Source organism: Cryobacterium sp. TMT4-10 (genome assembly GCF_004403275.1).
Lineage (GTDB): Bacteria > Actinomycetota > Actinomycetes > Actinomycetales > Microbacteriaceae > Cryobacterium > Cryobacterium shii.
The window spans coordinates 16,462-35,669 of record NZ_SOGU01000088.1; the positions used below are offsets into that span (position 1 = coordinate 16,462).

Consider the following 19,208-nt stretch of genomic DNA (forward strand, 5'->3'; position numbering starts at 1 on the left):
TACCAAATTGCAATCGGGCTATGCTGCGCACATTGCTGATTTTCTCTCACGTTTGCTTGTTGACGCGGCGAGGACGATCGGCTGCTGTGACCATCGTCCGCCTGTAACCCGAACTACAGGAGATCATCACCGTGAAAATCACCCCGACCCTGCCCCGCCCCCGCGACCCGAAAGCCGGGACGATGAGCAATCACATCGCGCGCAACCCACGGCGGAACGGCCGTTCGACGACCGGACGCCTCGGGGTCCTGGCGGCAGCCGGCGTCATTCTCGCCTCGGTGTTGGTACCTGTGGGTGCCAGTGCGGCGCCAGCATCACCCGACGGCCTCTCCGAAGCCACGGCAGCAGCGTCCTGCTGGGAGATCAAGCAGGTCACACCCGCTGCGCCCAGCGGCGTGTACTGGTTGAACACACCACTACTCGGGTCCGCCGGACAGTTCTACTGTGATCAGGACACCACCGGTGGCGGTTGGGTACTGGTCGGACGGGGCAGGAGCGGATGGTCCGAGTCCGATGAAGGCCAGGGGACCGCCGCCGAGGTTCGCAGCACGATAACCGGCCAGGCGGCGTTCGCCCCGAAGCAGCTCTCCAGTGTGGTGATCGGAGCGCTCCTGAACGGACAGTCCGTGAAATCTCTGCCGGACGGCATCCGTCTGCGGCGCGCCGCCGACATCGCCGGAACAACGTGGCAGGAGAGCACCTTCACGTTTTCCTCGCCACGCGATGAGTGGTCGTGGATGTTCAACAACGAACAGCGAGTCGCGTCCTGGCGGATCGGCACCCTCTCCGGCACCGGCGGCCAAACCAGCGCCTTCGGATCGGGCACCGCCCTGAATCGAATTGAAACCGTGACCGGAGCCAATCAGGGCTGGCAGCCCGGGTTCGGGTTCGGGACGGCCGCCCGCGGGTCGAGCGATGCCGCCAGCTATCTCTGGGCCCCGAGCGCCACCGCCGGAAACCCCCGACCCTTCACACAGGTCTATCTTCGCCCCCAGCTGCTGAGCAGCGCCATCTACAGCGCCATCCCCGATGCAGGGACGGCCAAGTACCAGAAGGCGGGCTCCGCCGAAAGCTTCGCCAAACCGACGGTGTGGGGAGTCAGTGGACTGGGCGCCGGCCCCAACTCGGTGGAAGGCAGCAACGAAGTGTCTGCCTTCGCTGAAGGCAACGGCGTCGTATACGTCGGCGGTAACTTCCTCACGGTGCAGAAGACGTCGGCAGGTGCCAGCCAGGTTGCACAGCCCTATCTCGCAGCGTTCGACGTGAAGACCGGCGAGTTCATTTCGTCATTCCGTCCGACGTTCGACAAGCAGGTCAAAGCACTGGCCGTGCTGCCGGACGGGCGGATCGCGGCCGGCGGTTATTTCACGCAGGTCAACGGAGCGGCTCGCGCCGGCCTGGTCGTCCTGGATCCCGCGACGGGCGCCACGAGCACCACCTTCACCACGACGCTGATCAACAACCTCAGCGGCGGGGTGCCGATTGTTCGTGCCCTGGACGTGCAGGACAACTTGCTGTACGTCGGTGGGACATTCACCCATATGACCGGCGGCTCGGCCACGAGTCCGGTCTACATTCGAGCGGCGGGCCGGGTTTCCGTCACGGACGGAACCCCCGACCGCACCTGGAACCCCGAGTTCAACGGCACGGTGATGGCGCTCGATGCGTCTCCGAAGAAAGACCGGGTCTATTTCGCGGGGTACTTCACCGCCTCGAAGACGTCCGCGGCCGTCAAGGGCGCCGCGCTGAACGCGGCAGACGCGTCGGTCGTCCCCTGGACCATCGACTTCTCCAGCACCGCCAACTACCAGCAGGCGGTCAAGGAAGTCGGCGACAAGGTCTGGATCGGCGGGTCAGAGCACATGCTGTACAGCTACGACCGAACGGGCATGACCGAGACGAGCACCAACGTCGGCAAGTCGGGTGGTGACTTCCAGGCCATCTCCAGTGACGGGACAACGGTCTACGGCGGATGCCACTGCTTCTACACGAATTACGCCGGCGCCCGACGGTGGCCGTCGGTGGGCACGGGCTGGACCCGGGCCACGAAGATCAGCAGCGCGGGTGCGTGGGACAACGTCACCGGCAAGCCCATCTCGACGTTCAGCCCGATGGTCAGCCAGCGAAACGGTGCCGGCGCGTGGGCGCTGTTCAACGATTCGACGGGCGTCACCTGGTTCGGCGGTGACTACGAGGCGTCGGTGAAGTCCAACTTCGCCAAGCAGTGGTCAGGCGGTTTCGTCCGCTTCGCGCAGAATGACACGCAGGCTCCCAGTGCCCCGTCCGGGCTCTCGGTAACGCCCTCGGGTGCGAATGATGTGCTGAAGTGGAGCGGTTCCACCGACAACCGCGCCGGGCTGTCGTACCAGGTGCTCCGTGACGACCGAGTGGTTGCGACGACAGGCTCGCTCACCGTGACACTGCCCGCAGCGGCCGTCGGAACGAAGTACTTCGTGCGGGCCGCCGACAGCGCCGGTAACTGGTCCGCCAGCACACCGGCCACCGTGGTCGCCGCAGCGCCCGCTCCGGAGCCTCAGCCGGTGACGACGACATTCGTCAACACCGGTGCGACCTGGGCCTACTCGTTCGGCGCAACGGCGCCTCCGGCCGGGTGGCAAGCGCCGGAATACGACTCCTCCACGTGGTCGACCGGTGCGGCGCCGCTCGGTTGGGGCCAGGCACTCCTGGGCACGACTCTCACGTCCCCCGATCCCAAGCCGCTCACGTCGTACTACCGCAAGTCATTCGATGTGGCCGATGCGACGAAGGTGGCAACGATGACGCTCACCACGCGCGCTGACGACGGCATCGTCGCCTACGTCAACGGAGTGGAAGTTCTGCGCAAGAACATCAACGCCGGCGCCGTGACGTCCACGACCTACGCCACCGTGGCGGTATCCGCATCCACCGCGGTCGCCAACTCGGTGACAGTCAGCGTTCCCGGGTCGGCACTCAGAACCGGCGCCAACGTCATCGCGGTGGAGGTGCATTCCAACTACAAGTCGACCCCCAGCCACAGCTTCGAGCTGTCGGCAGTGGGTCAGTGAGCCCAGTGCAGCTGAAACGACTGCCGCTTCGCCGGCCGGCCCGCGCCGGCCGGCGAAGCGGCAGTCACAGCTCCGCGTCGGCCGGGGCGAACGTGTCGCAGCTGGCGGCGCCGCCGCCGAAGCCGGTCTGGAACCACCGCTGGCGCTGGGCGCTGGAGCCGTGGGTCCAAGCCTCCGGGTTCACCTGCCCCGAAGTGGCCGCCTGGATGCGGTCGTCTCCGACGGCGGATGCCGCGCTGAGCGCATCCTGGATCTGCGCCTCCGTGATCGGTTTCAGGAAGGGCACCCCGCCGGCGTCCCGGGTCTCGGAGGCCGCTCCGGCCCACGCGCCGGCATAACAGTCGGCCTGCAATTCCACCCGCACCGCGTTGGAAGCGGCCCCGGTCTGCCCGTCCTGGGACTTCTGGAGGGTTCCCTCCAGGTTCTGGATGTGGTGGCCCCATTCGTGCGCCACGACATACATTTCGGCCAGCGGGCCGCCCGACGAGCCGAACCGGGTGCGGAGATCGTCGAAGAACGCGGTATCGATGTAAATGGTCGCGTCGGGCGGGCAGTAGAACGGGCCGGTGGCGCTCGATGCGGCGCCACAGCCGCTGTCCGTGCTGTCGGTGAACAGCCCGACCGGCTGCGGCTGCTGGTAGGCGACGCCGAGCAGGGGCAGTTCCTCCGTCCAGTAGGTGTCGAGGGATGCCGCGGCACCCTTCATCCGGCATCCCACGTCGGCGTTGGCCTGCGCGCCGGTCGTGCACTCGGCGAGGTTCGAGACGCTGCCGGGCTCGGCGGCCGACTGGCCGCCCCCGGCGAGCCCGGTCAGGTCGACGCCGAGGAACTGGGAGAGCAGGAACAGGGCGAGCACGCCCAGCCCGCCGCCGCCCACGGCGACGCCTGTCTTCCGGCCTCGCTTGCTGACCCGGCCGCCGCCGATGTTCGCGTTGTCGTTGAAAGTCATGGGAAGAAGTTACCCTGCGAACCGGTCGGTTGCCTCGATGATGGCGTCCAGGTTTCCGGGTTCGTCGAAGGAGTGACCGGCATCCGGGATCAGCCGGAAGTCGGCTTCGGGCCAGTTCTGGTGCAGGTCCCAGGCGGTGAACGCGGGGGTGCACATGTCGTAGCGGCCCTGCACGATCACGCCGGGGATGTCCCTCAGACGGTCGGCGTCGCGGATGAGCTGGTTCGGTTCGAACCAGCCGGAGTTGGTGAAGTAGTGGTTCTCGATCCGGGCGAAGGCCACGGCGAAGGCCGGTTCGGTGAAGTGCGCGATCGTGTCGGGCTGCTGCAGCAGGGTGATCGTCGACGATTCCCAGGTGGACCAGGCGATCCCGGCCCGTTCGCGCACGAACTGGTCCGGGTCGTGCAGCAGGCGCCGGTAGGCCTGGATCAGGTGGCCGCGCTCCTCCACCGGGACCGGGGCGATGAAGCTTTCCCACAGGTCGGGGTAGATCGCCGCGGCGCCGCCCTCGTAGAACCAGTCGAGCTCCACCGGACGGAGCGTGAAGATGCCGCGGAGGACGAGTTCGGTGACGCGTTCGGGATGCGTCTCCGCGTAGGCGAGGCTGAGGGTGCTGCCCCAGGAGCCGCCGCAGACGAGCCAGCGCTCGATGCCGAGGTGCTCGCGCAGTTTCTCGAGGTCGGCGACGAGGTGCCAGGTCGTGTTCGTGCTGAGGTCGGCATCCGCTGCGCTCGCGTGCGGCGTGCTCTGGCCGCAGCCGCGCTGGTCGAAGAGGATGATGCGGTACTTCTCGGGGTCGAAGACGCGGCGCTGCTTGGGGCTCGACCCGCCGCCCGGTCCCCCGTGCAGGTACACGGCCGGCTTTCCGTCGGGGTTGCCGGATGCCTCCCAGTAGATGGTCTGCCCGTCACCGACCTCGAGGAGTCCGGTTTCGTAGGGTTCGATCTCGGGATAAAAGGTACGCATCCCCCGAGCCTACGGGGCGAGGGTTCCCGTTCCGGTCGAGAGTGACCCGCGGAACGGGCACTCTCGACCGGAACGGGGACTGCTAGCCGGCCTTCGGGGACTGGGCGGGCTTCTGGGGCTTGTGCGACTTCTCGGGGACGGGGGCCTGCCCGGAGGCACGCTGGCCGCGGTAGTAGTCGCGGGCCTCGTCCTGGCGCTCCTGCTCCGCGCCGCTCGCGATCGCGGACCGGAGGTGCTCCGGGCTGTAGCCGAACGCGTCGACCAGGTCGACGGCGTGCGGGCGCAGTCGCACGATGATGCGGTCGATGTAGGACGTCACCGACTGTGCGCGCCGCGCCGAAAGGCGCCCGTTGATCAGGTACCAGGCCAGGTGCTTCTCGAGCAGCCCGAGACCGAAGAGGTCGCGCAGCCAGGTCAGGACCTGCTTCGTGCCGGCATCCTCAGTGGTCTCCACCGCCCGGGTGAAGGCCTCCCACTGCAGCAGCTCCCCGTGGGAGCGGGCCGCCTCGATCAGCTGGTCCTGGTTGGCGTTGAACAGGGCCGCGGCTTCTTTCGCGGGCAGCCTGCCGGCCGGGCGGAGCTTGCCCGCGATCTCCGCGATCATGGTCTCGACCCGGTCGGTGAGCAGCTCGCGCTGCACCTCGGCATCCCGGAGGTGGCCGACGGAGCGGGCCGTCGACCCGAAGTCGGTGAGCACCTGGGCGAGGCTGCGGAGACCGGAGCCGTGATAGGCGCGGCCCGCAGCCTGCTGCACGACGTAGCGGGCGAGGACGCCGGGGCCGGCCGAGGCGAACCTGCGGCTGTAGTCGGTGAGCAGGCGCTTGGCGACGAGCTGGAGCAGGACGTTGTTGTCACCCTCGAAGGTGGCGTACACGTCCAGGTCGGCCCGCAGCCCGACCAGCCGGTTCTCGGCCAGGAAGCCGGCCCCGCCGCAGGCCTCGCGGGCCTCCTGCAGGGTGTCCAGCGCGTGCCAGGTCGACAGGGGCTTCAGCGCGGCGGCGAGGGTTTCCAGGTCCTGGATGTCGGCATCCGTGCTCGCCGTGCCGCTGAAGACCTGGTCGAATTTGACCAGGAACTCGTCGTGGGCGAAGGTGTGCGCGTAGGTGGTGGCCAGGCGCGGCAGCAGCCGGCGCTGGTGGCGCTGGTAGTCGAGGATGACCTCTTCGTCGGTGTCGCTGCCGGCCGTGAACTGGCGCCGCTGGCTGCCGTAGGTGATGGCGATCGTCAGGGCCATCGCCGACGCCTGGGTGGCGGCTCCGTCGAGCGAGACGCGGCCCTGCACGAGGGTGCCGAGCATGGTGAAGAAGCGGCGGCCGGGGCTGGCGATCGGGCTGCTGTAGGTGCCGTCCTCCGCGACGTCGCCATAGCGGTTGAGCAGGTTCTCGCGCGGGATGCGCACCCCGTCGAAGTGGAGCCGGCCGTTGTCGATGCCGTTCAGGCCGCCCTTGAGACCGTCGTCCTCGCCGCCGATGCCGGGCAGGAACGTCCCGGATTCGTCGCGGATCGGGACCCAGAAGGCGTGCACGCCGTGGTTGACGCCGTCGGTGATCAGCTGGGCGAAGAGCACAGCGGCGATGCCGTCCTTGGCGGCGTTGCCGAGGTAGTCCTTCCACGCCGCGCGGAACGGGGTGTCGATGACGAACTCCTGCGTGGCCGGGTCGTAGGTGGCCGTCGTGCCGATGGCGGCGACGTCGGAGCCGTGGCCGGTCTCGGTCATCGCGAACACGCCGGGCACCTCCAGCGTCATGATGCCCGGCAGGTAGGCGTCGTGGTGCTTCCCGGTGCCGAGGTGCAGCACCGCAGCCCCGAACAGTCCCCACTGCACGCCCGCCTTGATCTGCAGGCTCGGGTCGGCCGTGACCAGCTCCTCGAACCCGGCGATGTTGCCGCCGTGGTCGTCGGCGCCGCCGAGGTGGGCCGGGAACGCGCGGTGCACGTGTCCGTTCTCGGCGAGGATTTTGAGCTGACCCAGCACGCGCGCACGGTGCTCGGCCATGGATTGGCCTTCGATCCGCTGCAGGTCGGGGCGGGCGGTGAGCTCGCGGGCCTTCAGGCGCACGTCCGCCCAGGTGCCGAGGAGCCGCCGGTTCAGCGACTCCAGGTCAATCGTGGGAGCGCCGGACTGGCCGGCGATCAGCACCGGGCCGGTGTCGACGCCGGGGGTCACGGCAGGGGTTCCCGTGGGGCGGGCGGGGGTCTTGTTGCTGGAGCGCTGGGCAGTGTCAACCATCATTGGTCCTTCGTCTTCGCGCGAACTCGAAATTTTCTTATACGTTAGGTCGCTCGTGCAAGCGGGGGAAATAGTGCGTGACGGGGCTACAACAAAGCATGCTCGGCGCGGCATCCGTCTTGTAGCTTCCCCACAATGCTTACCGGCCTGGCTTCACCCATACCCACAAACGGGGCGGGTTAGGGCTCCCCTCCGGCGCCCTCCCGCCCGAACCAATTCGACGGAGATTTTGCCGAAACGAACCCAGAAATGGCCGAAAACGTGGTTTTAACTCAAAATCTCCGTCGAATTGGTTAGAGCCGGGCTGGGCGTGGGGGCAGGGTCAGGCGCGGGCGATGACGTGGAAGACGTGCCAGTGCCGGGGACCGAACGCGGACTGGCCGGGGCGGTCGTCTTCGATCACGTCGACGAGGTCCAGGCCGGCCAGCAGGGCATCGACCCCTTCCCGGTCGTGGAAGTTCATGTCGGCGCGACCGGCCCAGGCGTCGTGGGGGCCGAAGAACTCGCCGGCGAACCAGGCGCCCGGGTTCAGGGCTCCGCGGATGCCCGTCCAGAGCCCGGGGAACGCTTTCGGGTCGCAGAAGGGCAGGGAGAAACCCGCATAGACGAGATCGGCGGCGGGAAGCGCGGGGAAGTCCTCGAACCGCGCCGAATGGAAGGTCAGGCGCTCGGCCCGGGGGCGGTCCAGGGCACCCCGCACCCGCGCCTCGGCGCCCGGGTCGGCGTCGAACGCGTGCACGCGCCAGCCGGCGGCGAGCAGGTGCCGGGTCTCGGTGCCCTCACCGCAGCCCAGGTCGACCGCGGTGCCCGGCCCCGAGTCGCCGCGCAGGCCCAGGGTGCGCAGCAGCACCGACCGCGGCGGCCGGCCGGTCTGCGTGTCGAAGTACTCGGTCCAGTCCATGACTCAGTTCTACTCGGTCCGGCGCCATTTCGCCGGTTCACGGCAGGACCGGGATCGGTGCAGCGGCGACGCGGGTCAGGCGCCGGCCGCGACGACCTCGAGGATGGCGGAACCGTATGCTTCCAGCTTCTTGGCGCCCACGCCGGAGATGCCGTCCAGGTCGGCCAGGGAGACCGGCCGGGTCGCGGCGATTGCGAGCAGGGTGGCGTCGCCGAAGACGATGTACGCGGGCACGCCCTGCTCCTTGGACTGGGCGGAGCGCCAGACCCGCAGCGCCTCGAACAGCGTGCCCTGTTCCGGGCTGAGATCGGCCGCGGCCGCCTTCGCCGCACCCTTGCGCACGCCGGCGGCCGGGCGGGCGGCGCGTTCGGGCTCGGTACGGAGCTCCACGGTGCGGCGGCCCGCGAGAACCTCGGCCGCGGCATCCGTGAGCACCAGGGTGCCGTATTCGCCGGAGGTGGCCAGGAAGCCCTGGGCCAGCAACTGCCGCACGACGCCGCGCCACTGCTGGTCGCTGAGGTCGGCGCCGATCCCCCAGGTGGCCAGCTGGTCGTGGCTGTGCTGGGTGGTGCGCGGGGTGACCTTGCCGCGCAGGATGTCGATCAGCTGGCCGGCGCCGAAGCGCTGGTTGCGCTCCCGGAGCAGGCGCACCACGGTGGAGAGCAGTTTCTGGGCGGGGACGGTGCCGTCCCAGCCGACGGGGGGCTCGAGGCAGGTGTCGCAGTTGCCGCAGGGTTCGCTGGACTGGCCGAAGTAGCGCAACAGGTTCACCCGGCGGCAGCTCACGGTCTCGCAGAGCGCGAGCATCGCGTCGAGGTGCGCGGAGAGTTTGCGGCGGTGCCCGAGGTCTCCGGGCGACTCGTCGATCATGCGGCGCTGCTGCACGACGTCCTGCAGGCCGTAGGCGAGCCAACCGGTGGAGGGCAGGCCGTCGCGGCCGGCGCGGCCGGTCTCCTGGTAGTAACCCTCGACCGACTTGGGCAGGTCGATGTGGGCGACGAAGCGCACATCCGGCTTGTCGATTCCCATCCCGAACGCGATGGTGGCGACGATGATCACGCCGTCTTCGCGGAGGAACCGGGACTGGGTGCGGGCGCGCAGACCCTGGTCCAGGCCCGCGTGGTACGGCAGGGCGTTGAGACCGTTCTGCCGCAGGAAGTCGGCGGTCGCCTCGACGGTCTTGCGGCTGAGGGCGTAGACGATGCCGGCATCCGTGGGGTGCTCGGCCTTGATGAAGGCGAGCAGCTGCTTGCGCGGCTCGGCCTTGCCGACGATGCGGTACTGGATGTTCGGCCGGTCGAAGCTGGCGACGAAGTGGCGGGCCTCACCCAGCTGCAGGCGGGTGGTGATCTCTTTGTGGGTGGCGTCGGTGGCCGTGGCGGTGAGGGCGATGCGGGGTACGTCGGGCCAGCGGTCGGCGAGCTCGGACAGGGCCAGGTAGTCGGGACGGAAGTCGTGCCCCCACTGGGAGACACAGTGTGCCTCGTCGATGGCGAACAAGGCGATGGTGCCGCGGTCGAGGAAGCGTTTCGTGGCTTCGGAGGAGAGCCGCTCGGGGGCGACGTAGAGCAGGTCGAGGTTGCCGGCGAGGTAATCGCGTTCGACCTGGCCGCGGGCGGCGGCATCCTGGCTGGAATTGAGGAATGCGGCGCGCACGCCGACCGCGGTCAGCGCGTCGACCTGGTCCTGCATCAGCGCGATCAACGGCGAGATGACGATGCCGGTTCCCTCGCGCACCAGGGAGGGGATCTGGTAGCAGAGGCTCTTGCCGCCGCCGGTGGGCATCAGCACGACCGCGTCACCGCCGCCGATCAACTGGTCGATGATCGCGGCCTGCTCGCCGCGGAAGGAGTCGTAGCCGAAGACGGTGTGCAGCGCCTCGGCGGCGGTCCCGAATTTCGCGGAGGCGCGGCGCGGCGGGGCGACCGCCGGACGCTGGGGGGCCGGGCCGGCGCCGCCCAGGCCTGCCGGGGCGGACTCCCACGCGGTCGCGCCGCCGGAATAGCCGTCGGGTGGCGGGGGTGCGTCGAACTCGTCGGGTGGTTCGAACTCGTCAGGATCCCACGGTATTTCGGCGTTCCAACTCACCCGGTAACTCTACCTGCGACCTCCGACACGGCCGCCCAGGAGCCGACAGGAGTGACGTGCTATTCGGGCTGCGCGGGCGATCATGGTGTGCGCCGGGTGCGGCGGCGGATCGCGAAGAGGGCGACGGCCCCGGCGAGGACCACTGCGGCGGCAGCGGCGGAGATCCAGGCGGCGTCGGGAACGGTGCCCCCGGGCTCGGCCGGAGCGGCTGTGGCATCCGTCGACCCGGCGGCCTGGCCGCAGGTCGGCACCGCCGCAGACCCGGCCGCCAGGGCCTGCCCCTCGGCCGGCTGCCAGGTGAACGAATACTCCTCGGACACCGGATGCCCGTCGGCCGACACCGCCTGCCAGGTGACGGTGTATTCGCCCGGCTGCCCGAGCTGGGCCGTGGTCTCGATGCTGGGACCGGCCAGCGTGACGCAGCCGTCGCCGTAGTACAGCGGCGTGGTCGCGTCCGCCGGACCGCTGATCGCCATGGCGCGACCGGAACCCTCGCCCAGGTCGACCAACTCGTCGTTCGTCGTCACCCGGAACATCCCGGGCTGCTCGGTGACGACCGCGCCCTCCACCGGCGAGTACTCGACCGCATCGTTGTGCGCGAGCGCCGGGGAGGCCGACCAGCCCAGCGCCGCCGCGACCAGGCCGGCACCCAGGAGCACTCGGACAGATCGGCGCTGAACCTTGTTTCTTCGCATTACTCGAGCCTAAGCCGCCGCGGGCGGCGGCATGGGCCTCCGATCGGTAGGCTCTGGTTCTATGCTTACCGCTGTTCTGGGCCTGACCGGCGCGCTCATTTTCGGCAGCGCCGACTTCCTGGGCGGCCTGGCCGCCAAGCGCATCAGTTCGGTGCTGGCGACGGCGGTCGCGGCGACCTCGGGGCTGGTCGCCCTGCTGCTCTTCCTGCCGTTCGTGGGCGGAGCCTGGTCGGCCGAGGCCGTGCTCTGGGGCGCGGCGTCCGGAGTCAGCGGCGCCATCGCCATCTCCCTGCTCTACGCCTGCCTCGCGATCGGGCCGATGAGCATCCTCTCCCCCCTCACCGCCGTGGTGTCGGCGGTGGTGCCGGCGACCGTGGGGCTCGCGGGCGGCGACCGGCTGGCTCCGATCGGCTACTGGGCGCTGGGTCTCGCCCTGCTCGCGGTTGTGCTCGTTGGCTTCGTGCCGGAGCGCGGCGCAGTGCGGCCGAGCCTGATCGGCGTGCTGATGGCACTGGGTTCGGGAGCCATGATCGGCGCCTTCATGATCATGATCGACCTGACTCCCGAGGACAGCGGACTCGTTCCACTGGTGCTGAACCGCGCGGTGAACGGGTCGATCATGTTCGCCGTCGTCGGGCTGCTTGCCCTGGTCGCGCTGCGCCGGCGCCGCGCGCTCACGGTCGCCGGGACCCTGCCGGCGACGACCGGCGAGGCGGGAGGCGACGCGATCGCGAATGCCAGTGCCGACACCCAGACGAATGCCGACGCCACGTCCCACCGCCGGTCGACCCTGTTCATAGGCCTGCGCCTCGCGGCCGCCTGCGGCGTGGTCGATGTGGTCGCCAATTTCCTGCTGCTGCTGGGCATCCGTGCCGGTGATCTGAGCGTGATGAGCGTATTGACGGCCATGTATCCGGCCGGCACGATCCTGCTCGCCGCCGTGGTGCTCCGGGAACGGATCGCCCCGGTTCAGTGGCTGGGCCTGGCGCTGGCACTGGCGGCGGCCGGCATGCTCGCCCTGGCCTGACGGCGCGGAACGTCACCCACTCGTTACCAACGAGTACGTCCGAGACCCTTGCCCCGAACGATGGCGCCACGATACTGTCAGGCCACACCTGAATTAGTGAACGACTGGTCGGTCACTAATTATCTGTTCCTCTGAAGGAGATTCCAATGAAGAAGTCTCGTCTGCGTTTCATCGCGCCGATTGCCGTCGTCACAGCCCTTGCGCTGGCCGGATGCAGCACCTCGAACCTCGGGGGAACGGCTGACGCCGACCCCGCCGCGGAGGCAGAGCCGATCAAGATCGGCGCCGTTCTCGACGTCACCGGCGTCGGCGCCAGCCTCGGCGTCCCCGAGCAGAACACCCTCACCATGCTGGCCAAGCAGCTCAACGCCGACGGCGGCATCGACGGCCGCGACGTCGAGCTCACGATCGTCGACAACCAGTCGACCGAAGACGGCGCGGCCAAGGCCACCAGCAAGCTGATCGAGAGCGACAAGGTCGACCTCATCATCGGCGCCTCACGCACCGGGCCCAGCCTGGCCATGCGCCCCATCGCCGAAGCCGCGAAGGTCCCGATGATCTCCGTCGCCGCCAACATCGCCATCGTCGAGGGCTCCCAGTGGGTCTTCAAGACCGCGCAGAACGACGTGGTGGTGATCGAGCGCATCCTCGACGACGCCAAGGCCAAGGGCTACACCAAGCTCGCCCTCGTTCGCGACGCCACCGGATTCGGCGAAGGGGTCGCGGACTACATCACGAAGCTCGGCGCCGAGCGCGGCATCACCCTCGTCATGACGGAGGCCTTCGAGCCGAGCGCCACCGACTTCACCCCGCAGATGACCAATGTGCGCGGCTCGGACGCGGACGCCGTCATCATCTGGGGCATCAACCCCTCCGCCGGCCTGGCCCAGAAGGCCTACGTGCAGCTCGGCGTGAACAAGCCGGTCTACCACTCGCACGGCATCTCGAACCAGGCGTTCTTCGACGCTGCCGGTGACGCCGCCAACGGCGTCATCGCCCCGATGGGCCGCCTGCTCGTAGCCGACCAGCTGGCTGCCGACAACCCCCAGAGCACGGTCATCGACCAGTTCAAGGCGGACTACAGCAAGGCCTACAGCGAGCAGCCCTCCGGTTTCGCCGGCCACGCATTCGACGCCTGGCACATCGCCGTGAACGCGATCGACGCGGTCGGCACCGACCCCGAGGCCCTGCGCACCGAGCTCGAGACCGCCAAGTGGACCGGCATCTCGGGGGTCTTCAAGATGACCGCGAAGAACCACTCCGGCCTTGACGCCTCCGCCCTCATCCTGGCTGAGGCCGAGGATGGTCGCTGGAACCTCCTCAAGGACTGATTGTGCTCACTGATTTCCTGCAACTGACGGTGGCAGGGCTTTCACAGGGATCTGTGTACGCCCTGCTCGCCGTCGGGCTGATCGCCGTCTACACCGTGCGCCACGTCATCAACATCGCCCAGGGCGAGTTCGCGATGCTGGCCGGCCTGGGCTCCGCCTGGCTCGTCGCGGCGGGCATGCCCCTCTTCCTCGGGGTGCTGGTCGCCATCCTCACGGTGACCCTCGTGGCCATCGCGATGGAACGGCTGATCATCGCGAGGGTGAAGAAGCTGACTCCGCTCACGTCCATCATCCTGACCCTCGGCGTCTCCACGCTGCTGCAGGCGATCATGTTGCTGGCCTGGGGTCCGGAGGCCAAGGGGGTGCCCCTGTTCCCGGGGACCAACATCCTGATCGGTGGCGTGAGCATCCGTTCGCAGGAATTCTGGATGATCGGCGCCCTCGTCGTGGTCGGCGGGGGAATCGTGCTCTTCTACGAGAAGTCCCGCTGGGGCAAGGCGTTGAGGGCGTGTGCGGAGCAGCCCGTCGCGGCGCGCATCGTGGGGATCTCCCCCGTTGCCGCGTCGGTGCTGGCGTTCGCGATTGCAGGATTCGTCGGGGCGGTCGCCGGTGTGGTGGCCTCCCCGATCTACCTCTCCCTCTGGTCCGGTGGCGTGCTGCTCGGGCTCAAGGGCTTCGTCGCCGCCGTCCTCGGCGGATTCGTCTCCTTCCGTGCGGCGATCGTCGGGGCACTCCTGCTCGGCATGATCGAGGCCTACGTGGCCGGCTATGTCGCATCCGGCCTGAGGGACGGCGCCGCCTTCCTCATCCTCATCCTTGTGCTCGTCGTCCGTCCCCAGGGCCTCGTTCTCAAGCCCACAGCGGTCAGGGTGTAGCGAAATGACACATGCAACCACACCGGTCCCCGCCGGGATGCGCTCCCCCGGAGCCCGTTTCTGGATGAACAACAAGAGCATGCTCATCGGCTGCGGCGTCCTCGTCGTTCTGATGATCGTGGTCCCCTTCACGGCCAGTTCCTCGGTCATGAACATCGTCGTGTTCGCGATGATCTTCGCCCTGCCGGCCATCGGGCTCAACCTGCTGATGGGCCTGGCCGGGCAGGTCAGCCTCGGGCAGGCCGCGTTCTTCGCGATCGGTGCGTACACGCACGCGATCTTGCTGACCAAGCTCGATCTGCCCGGTCCGGTCGCGGCCACCATCGGCGTCCTCGCCGCGATGCTGGTCGCCCTGCTCGTCGGCCTTCCGCTGATGCGCCTGCGCGGCCACTACCTCGCGTTGGCGACCCTGGGACTGGGCTTCATCGTGATGATCGGCGTGCGCGAATGGGACGTCACCGGACGCACCACGGGCATCTACGGCATCTCGCGGCCCACGGTCTTCGGGATCCCGATCGACAACAACGGGTTCTTCCTCTGGTTCGTGACGCCGTTCGTGGTGATCGGGCTGATCCTGGCCCTCAACCTCACCCGCAGCCGCGCCGGTCGCGCCCTCTCGGCCGTCAACGACTCCGAACTCGCCGCCGAGAGCCTCGGCGTCAACACCTACGCCCTGCGGCTGAAGGTCTTCGTGCTCTCCGCCGGGTTCGCCGGCCTCGGCGGCGTCTTCTACGCGTACCAGGTCGCGATCGTGAGCCCGTCGACCTCCGAATTCCACCTGTCGGTCTCGATCCTGCTGATGGTCGTCATCGGTGGCCTCGGATCGGTCTGGGGCGCCGTCGCCGGCGCCTTCCTCGTTCAGTTCCTCGGCGAGGGCATGCGCGACATCATCCCGGCCATCTTCCCCGGCGCCACCGGCGAGGTGCAGCTGCTCGGCTACGGCATCGTGCTGATCCTGGTGATCCTGCTGCTCCCCGGCGGCCTCTTCCAGGCCGCGACCACCCTGTGGCAGAAGCTGCCGTTCGGGGGGAAGCGCCCGCCCGTCGACGCGCATGCGCACGCCGCTGAGGACGACACGACGATCCCGCAGCTCCCGGCGGTCAGCACTCCGGTCGCGGCCGGCGAGCCGATCCTCGTGATCTCCGGCCTCACCAAGCGCTACGGGGGTGTCGTCGCTGTCAACGATGTCAGCCTCTCTGTGCCGGCCGGCAGCATCCTGGGTCTGATCGGGCCCAACGGTGCCGGGAAGACGACCTGCTTCAACATGATCTCCGGTGCCCTGACCCCGACTTCCGGCACGGTCACGTTCCTCGGTCAGGTCATCTCCGGCCGCAAACCGCACGTGGCCGCCGCGCACGGGCTGACCCGCACGTTCCAGAACCTGCAGGTGTTCACGTCGACGGATGTCGTCGGCAATGTGTACATGGGCCGGTATCGCAAGGGCAGCGCCGGCGTGCTCCGCGGCATGCTGGGACTGCAATCGAGCGAGCAGAGCGCCCACCGCGCCGCGTCCTACGAGATCCTGGCGTCGATGAGGCTGACGGATGCCGCGGACGACTCGGCCTCGGACCTCTCGTTCGGCAAGCAGCGCATCATGGAGGTCTGCCGGGCCCTGGCCGCCGAGCCGGCCCTGCTGCTGCTCGACGAGCCGATGGCCGGCCTGTCCGGCGCGGAACGCGACGTGATGGCCGAGCTGCTGCGGCGGTTGCGGGCCGCCGGGCTCACGATCGTGCTCGTCGAGCACGATGTGGCGCAGGTGATGAGCCTCGCTGACCACGTCGCGGTTCTCGACGACGGCGTGCTCATCGCACACGGAGACCCGGAGTCGGTTCGCAACGACCCGGCCGTCGTGGTGGCCTACCTGGGCACGGACCTCGATGAGGCCGAAGCGGAACTGATCGAGTTGGAGGAGCACGCATGACGCTAATCGTTTCCGGCCTCGACGCCGGCTATGGGAAGCTCGCGGTGCTGCACCAGGTCTCCTTCGAGGTGGCGCGCGGGGAAATCGTGGCCGTCGTTGGTTCGAACGGGGCCGGCAAGACGACCCTGCTGCGGGCCGTGAGCGGCCAGATCCGGCCCACCGCGGGCAGCGTGACCCTCGAGGGCCGCACGATCACCGGCAAGCCCTCGGAGAAGATGGCGGGCTTCGGCCTGACCCACGTGCCCGAGAACCGGCTCTGCTTCCCCACCCTCTCGGTGCGTGACAACCTGATGCTGGGCGCCTGGACGAAGAAGGGCAACGGTGACGTCGAGTCGATCCTCGATTTGTTCCCCCGGCTGCGGACCCGCATGGGTCAGGCCGCCGGTACGCTCTCGGGCGGCGAGCAGCAGATGGTGGCCATCGGGCGCGGCCTGATGGCCGACCCGACCGCGATCATGCTGGACGAGCCGTCGATCGGACTGGCGCCGAAGGTGGTCGCCGAGATCATGGAGGTGCTCTCCCGGCTCTGCGTCGAGAAGCAGCTCGCGGTGCTCCTCGTGGAACAGAACGTGCGCGCCTCGTTCAAGATCGCGCATCGCGCGGTCGTCATGCACCGAGGACGGGTGGCGCTCACGGGGACGCCGGCCGAACTGGTGGAACTGCCCGAGGTGCACAACGCGTACCTGGGCGGCGCGGCCGCGTAGCGGGCCGGTTGCGAAGCGCGGGCTGCCCACTACGGCAACGCACGCGAGCTCGAAGGAGGAGGGGTGCGCATCTGCGGATGCGCACCCCTCCTCTGTTCTCGCCCGGGGCATCCGTCGTCAGGCGCCGGGGGGGGCTACGCGGGTGCTGCGCCGCTTCGCGCATGGCGTGCCACCAGCGCAGCGGCGTAGGACGCGCGTGGCCGGGACGCGCGGGGATGATCCGGTCAGTCGCGGCCTCTGAACGCGGCCGGCATTTAGGCCCGCCGGGCACGGGCAACTAACGAATTCGACGGAGATTTTGCCAAAAATTGCCCCGAACACCTCCGGAAACCCTTTTTAACGCAAAATCTCCGTCGAATTGGTTCACACGACATCGGGTCTGGCGGTTAGGGTGAGCGGGGTGAGCGGGGTGAGCGGGGTGAGCGGGGTGAGCGGGGTCAGTCGCGGCCGGTGAAGACGGGCTTGCGCTTCTGCTGGAAGGCGGCAAAGCCCTCGCGATAGTCCGCGGTGTCGCAGAGCGCCGCCTGGGCCCGGTTCTCCGCCGCGACACTCTGCCAGAGACCGAGGCGATCGTCCCGGAGGGCGCGCACCAGTTCCTTGCTGGCGAGGAACGCCTGCGTCGCACCATGCGCGGCCCGCTCGGCGGCCCGCTCCGTGGCATCCGTGACCTGGTCGGCCGGGAAGACCTGGCTGAACAGGCCGGAGGCCACGGCCTCCGCTCCCGACATGAGGCGGCCTGAGTAGATCAGGTCGAGCGTGCGATGCGCGCCGAGCCGCTCCACGAACAGGGCGTGCCCGCCCGAGTCGAGGGTGGCGCCGAGGTTCGCGAACGGGGACCCGATCTTCGCGGTGTCGGCGACGTAGACGACATCCGTGGCGATCAGCAGCCCGAGGCCCACGCCGAGGCACGCCCCGTGCGCGGCGGCGAAGGTGGGGGCCGGGAACGCGCTCATCCGCTGCAACAGCGGGGTGACGAGTCCCCCCAGGAAACCCATCACGTCGTCGTCGCGCGGGTCGACGCCCGAGATGTCGCGGCCGGCGCAGAACGCCCGCCCCTCGCCGCGCAGCACGAGGGCGCGCACACCCGCCGCCTCCGCGGTCTCGTAGGCGGCCTCGAGGTCGGCCAGGGCCGCCTGGTCGAGGGCGTTCAACTTGTCCGGGGCGTTCAGGACGACGTAGGCAACGTCGTCCGTGATGGTCAGATCGATCACGGGAACCGCTTTCTGCGCTTGCGCGCCGTACCTATTTATTAGCGCTTCAACGCGCGCTTCTGCTGGCGCTCCAACGGGCGCTATACGTCGTAGTCGACGACGACCTTGTCGGTCGTGGGGTGCGACTGGCAGGTGAGCACGTAGCCGCGGGCGATCTCGTCGGGCTCCAGGGCGTAGTTCTCGGTCATCGTGACGTCACCGCTGACGAGCTTGGCGCGGCAGGTGCCGCACACTCCCCCGGCACAGGCGAACGGGACGTCGGGGCGCACGCGCAGGGCGGCGTTCAGGATGCTCTCGTGCGCGTTGACCGGCGTGGTCACCGTGGCGCTCTCGCCGTCGAGGGTGAACTCGATCTCGAAGGTCTTGTCGCCGATCCCGACGATGACCGGCCGCCCGGTGTCGCCGGAGGCGTGCGTCGGCTCCCCGGTCGTGAACAACTCGAACCGGATGTGGCTCGGCTCGACGTCCACGCTCTCCAGGGTGTCCCGGCACAGCTGCACCAGCTCGAACGGGCCGCAGAGGAACCACTCGTCGACCGCGGCGGGACGGATAATGTTGGCCAGCATCAGGCGCAGCTTCTCCTCGTCGATCCGGCCGGAAAGCAGCGACGAGGACCGGGTCTGGCGGGAGAGCACGTGGTGCAGTGCCAGCCGGGCCGGGTACTTGTCCTTGAGGTCGGCGAGTTCGTCGAGGAACATCACGTCGAGTGCGGTGCGGTTCGTGTAGACGAGGGTGAAGCGCGAGCTGTCGGAGCGTTCGAGCACCGTGTGCGCGAGCGACATCAGCGGCGTGATGCCGCTGCCGGCGGCGATGCCGACGATGTGCTTGTCGTCGAGGGAGTCCAGGGCGGTGGTGAAGGTGCCCTGCGGACTCATCACGTCGATCTGGTCCCCGGCGCGCAGTTCGGTGTTCGCCCAGCTGGAGAAGACGCCGCCGAGGTCGCGCTTGATGGCGACGCTGACCGATCCCACCGCGCGGGGGCGGCAGATCGAGTAGCTGCGGCGCAGCTCGCGGCCGTCGATGGTGGCGCGGAGGGCCAGGTGCTGCCCGGGGTCGTAGTCGAACTCCCCCTGCAGCTCCTCGGGGACCGCGAAGGTCACCTCGACGCTGTCCTGGGTGAGCTGGCGCACGTCGGCCACGGTCAGGGTATGGAACCGGGCGCGGCGTTTCGTGCCCGCGGCGGGGGCGCCCTCGTCGGAGCCCTCGTCGAGGACGGTGACGGTCGTTCGGGAATCGGTACTGCCCAGATTGAGTGCGGCCATG

Annotated in this window: 14 protein-coding genes; 6 read left to right on the top strand and 8 right to left on the bottom strand. The window is 68.9% G+C overall.

Going from position 1 to position 19,208, the window contains the following annotated elements; all coding sequences use genetic code 11:
* Positions 1–131 precede the first annotated feature (131 nt).
* Positions 132–3,047: a fibrinogen-like YCDxxxxGGGW domain-containing protein gene (locus E3T42_RS12275; protein ID WP_134403080.1), complete on the top strand. Its 2,916-nt coding sequence runs from the start codon at positions 132–134 to the stop codon at positions 3,045–3,047.
* Positions 3,048–3,111: 64 nt separating this feature from the next.
* Here the strand turns inward: E3T42_RS12275 and E3T42_RS12280 are convergent, their stop codons facing one another.
* The 6 genes from E3T42_RS12280 to E3T42_RS12305 all read right to left on the bottom strand — a co-directional run bounded on the left by E3T42_RS12280 (position 3,112) and on the right by E3T42_RS12305 (position 10,876).
* Entirely contained in the window at positions 3,112–3,996 is an 885-nt protein-coding gene (locus E3T42_RS12280) for a neutral zinc metallopeptidase (RefSeq protein ID WP_134403081.1), read from the bottom strand.
* A gap of 9 nt (positions 3,997–4,005) precedes the next feature.
* A complete protein-coding gene (gene pip / locus E3T42_RS12285; RefSeq protein WP_134367877.1) occupies positions 4,006–4,962 on the bottom strand; it encodes a prolyl aminopeptidase in 957 nt (318 codons plus the stop codon).
* Positions 4,963–5,044: 82 nt separating this feature from the next.
* A complete protein-coding gene (locus E3T42_RS12290) occupies positions 5,045–7,192 on the bottom strand; it encodes an acyl-CoA dehydrogenase (RefSeq protein WP_134367910.1) in 2,148 nt (715 codons plus the stop codon).
* A 322-nt stretch (positions 7,193–7,514) separates the two neighbouring features.
* Positions 7,515–8,093: a trans-aconitate 2-methyltransferase gene (locus E3T42_RS12295; RefSeq protein WP_134367875.1), complete on the bottom strand. Its 579-nt coding sequence runs from the start codon at positions 8,091–8,093 to the stop codon at positions 7,515–7,517.
* Between the two features lie 75 nt (positions 8,094–8,168).
* The gene (gene recQ, locus E3T42_RS12300) at positions 8,169–10,181 is read right to left on the bottom strand and encodes a DNA helicase RecQ (RefSeq protein ID WP_134403082.1); all 2,013 of its coding nucleotides are present in this window, start codon (positions 10,179–10,181) and stop codon (positions 8,169–8,171) included.
* Positions 10,182–10,261: 80 nt separating this feature from the next.
* A complete protein-coding gene (locus E3T42_RS12305; RefSeq protein ID WP_134403083.1) occupies positions 10,262–10,876 on the bottom strand; it encodes a copper resistance protein CopC in 615 nt (204 codons plus the stop codon).
* Between the two features lie 61 nt (positions 10,877–10,937).
* Here E3T42_RS12305 and E3T42_RS12310 point away from each other — a divergent pair, with 61 nt between their 5' ends.
* The 5 genes from E3T42_RS12310 (at position 10,938) to E3T42_RS12330 (ending at position 16,734) form a co-directional block, all read left to right on the top strand.
* A complete protein-coding gene (locus E3T42_RS12310; protein WP_134403084.1) occupies positions 10,938–11,903 on the top strand; it encodes an EamA family transporter in 966 nt (321 codons plus the stop codon).
* 146 nt (positions 11,904–12,049) lie between these two features.
* On the top strand, positions 12,050–13,234 hold the full coding sequence (locus E3T42_RS12315; RefSeq protein WP_134367867.1) for an ABC transporter substrate-binding protein: 1,185 nt from the start codon (positions 12,050–12,052) through the stop codon (positions 13,232–13,234).
* A 2-nt stretch (positions 13,235–13,236) separates the two neighbouring features.
* The gene (locus E3T42_RS12320) at positions 13,237–14,109 is read left to right on the top strand and encodes a branched-chain amino acid ABC transporter permease (protein WP_160141074.1); all 873 of its coding nucleotides are present in this window, start codon (positions 13,237–13,239) and stop codon (positions 14,107–14,109) included.
* Positions 14,110–14,113: 4 nt separating this feature from the next.
* Positions 14,114–16,030: an ATP-binding cassette domain-containing protein gene (locus E3T42_RS12325; protein ID WP_134367864.1), complete on the top strand. Its 1,917-nt coding sequence runs from the start codon at positions 14,114–14,116 to the stop codon at positions 16,028–16,030.
* Complete coding sequence (locus E3T42_RS12330) at positions 16,027–16,734, top strand: ABC transporter ATP-binding protein (RefSeq protein ID WP_134367862.1); 708 nt, start codon at positions 16,027–16,029, stop codon at positions 16,732–16,734. Before E3T42_RS12325 ends, E3T42_RS12330 begins: the two co-directional genes overlap by 4 nt.
* Before the next feature lie 437 nt (positions 16,735–17,171).
* On the opposite strand, the gene E3T42_RS12335 is transcribed toward E3T42_RS12330, so the two are convergent.
* The gene (locus tag E3T42_RS12335; protein ID WP_134367860.1) at positions 17,172–17,945 is read right to left on the bottom strand and encodes an enoyl-CoA hydratase/isomerase family protein; all 774 of its coding nucleotides are present in this window, start codon (positions 17,943–17,945) and stop codon (positions 17,172–17,174) included.
* Positions 17,946–18,025: 80 nt separating this feature from the next.
* The gene (gene paaE, locus E3T42_RS12340; protein ID WP_134403085.1) at positions 18,026–19,207 is read right to left on the bottom strand and encodes a 1,2-phenylacetyl-CoA epoxidase subunit PaaE; all 1,182 of its coding nucleotides are present in this window, start codon (positions 19,205–19,207) and stop codon (positions 18,026–18,028) included.
* Position 19,208: the final 1 nt, after the last annotated feature.

Coding starts and splice junctions, on each gene's coding strand:
- E3T42_RS12290 (WP_134367910.1), bottom strand. CDS start 7,192: ATGGTTGACACTGCCCAGCGCTCCAGCAACAAGACCCCCGCCCGCCCC.
- E3T42_RS12310 (WP_134403084.1), top strand. CDS start 10,938: ATGCTTACCGCTGTTCTGGGCCTGACCGGCGCGCTCATTTTCGGCAGC.
- pip (WP_134367877.1), bottom strand. CDS start 4,962: ATGCGTACCTTTTATCCCGAGATCGAACCCTACGAAACCGGACTCCTC.
- E3T42_RS12280 (WP_134403081.1), bottom strand. CDS start 3,996: ATGACTTTCAACGACAACGCGAACATCGGCGGCGGCCGGGTCAGCAAG.
- E3T42_RS12295 (WP_134367875.1), bottom strand. CDS start 8,093: ATGGACTGGACCGAGTACTTCGACACGCAGACCGGCCGGCCGCCGCGG.
- E3T42_RS12330 (WP_134367862.1), top strand. CDS start 16,027: ATGACGCTAATCGTTTCCGGCCTCGACGCCGGCTATGGGAAGCTCGCG.
- E3T42_RS12305 (WP_134403083.1), bottom strand. CDS start 10,876: ATGCGAAGAAACAAGGTTCAGCGCCGATCTGTCCGAGTGCTCCTGGGT.
- E3T42_RS12315 (WP_134367867.1), top strand. CDS start 12,050: ATGAAGAAGTCTCGTCTGCGTTTCATCGCGCCGATTGCCGTCGTCACA.
- paaE (WP_134403085.1), bottom strand. CDS start 19,207: ATGGCCGCACTCAATCTGGGCAGTACCGATTCCCGAACGACCGTCACC.
- E3T42_RS12325 (WP_134367864.1), top strand. CDS start 14,114: ATGACACATGCAACCACACCGGTCCCCGCCGGGATGCGCTCCCCCGGA.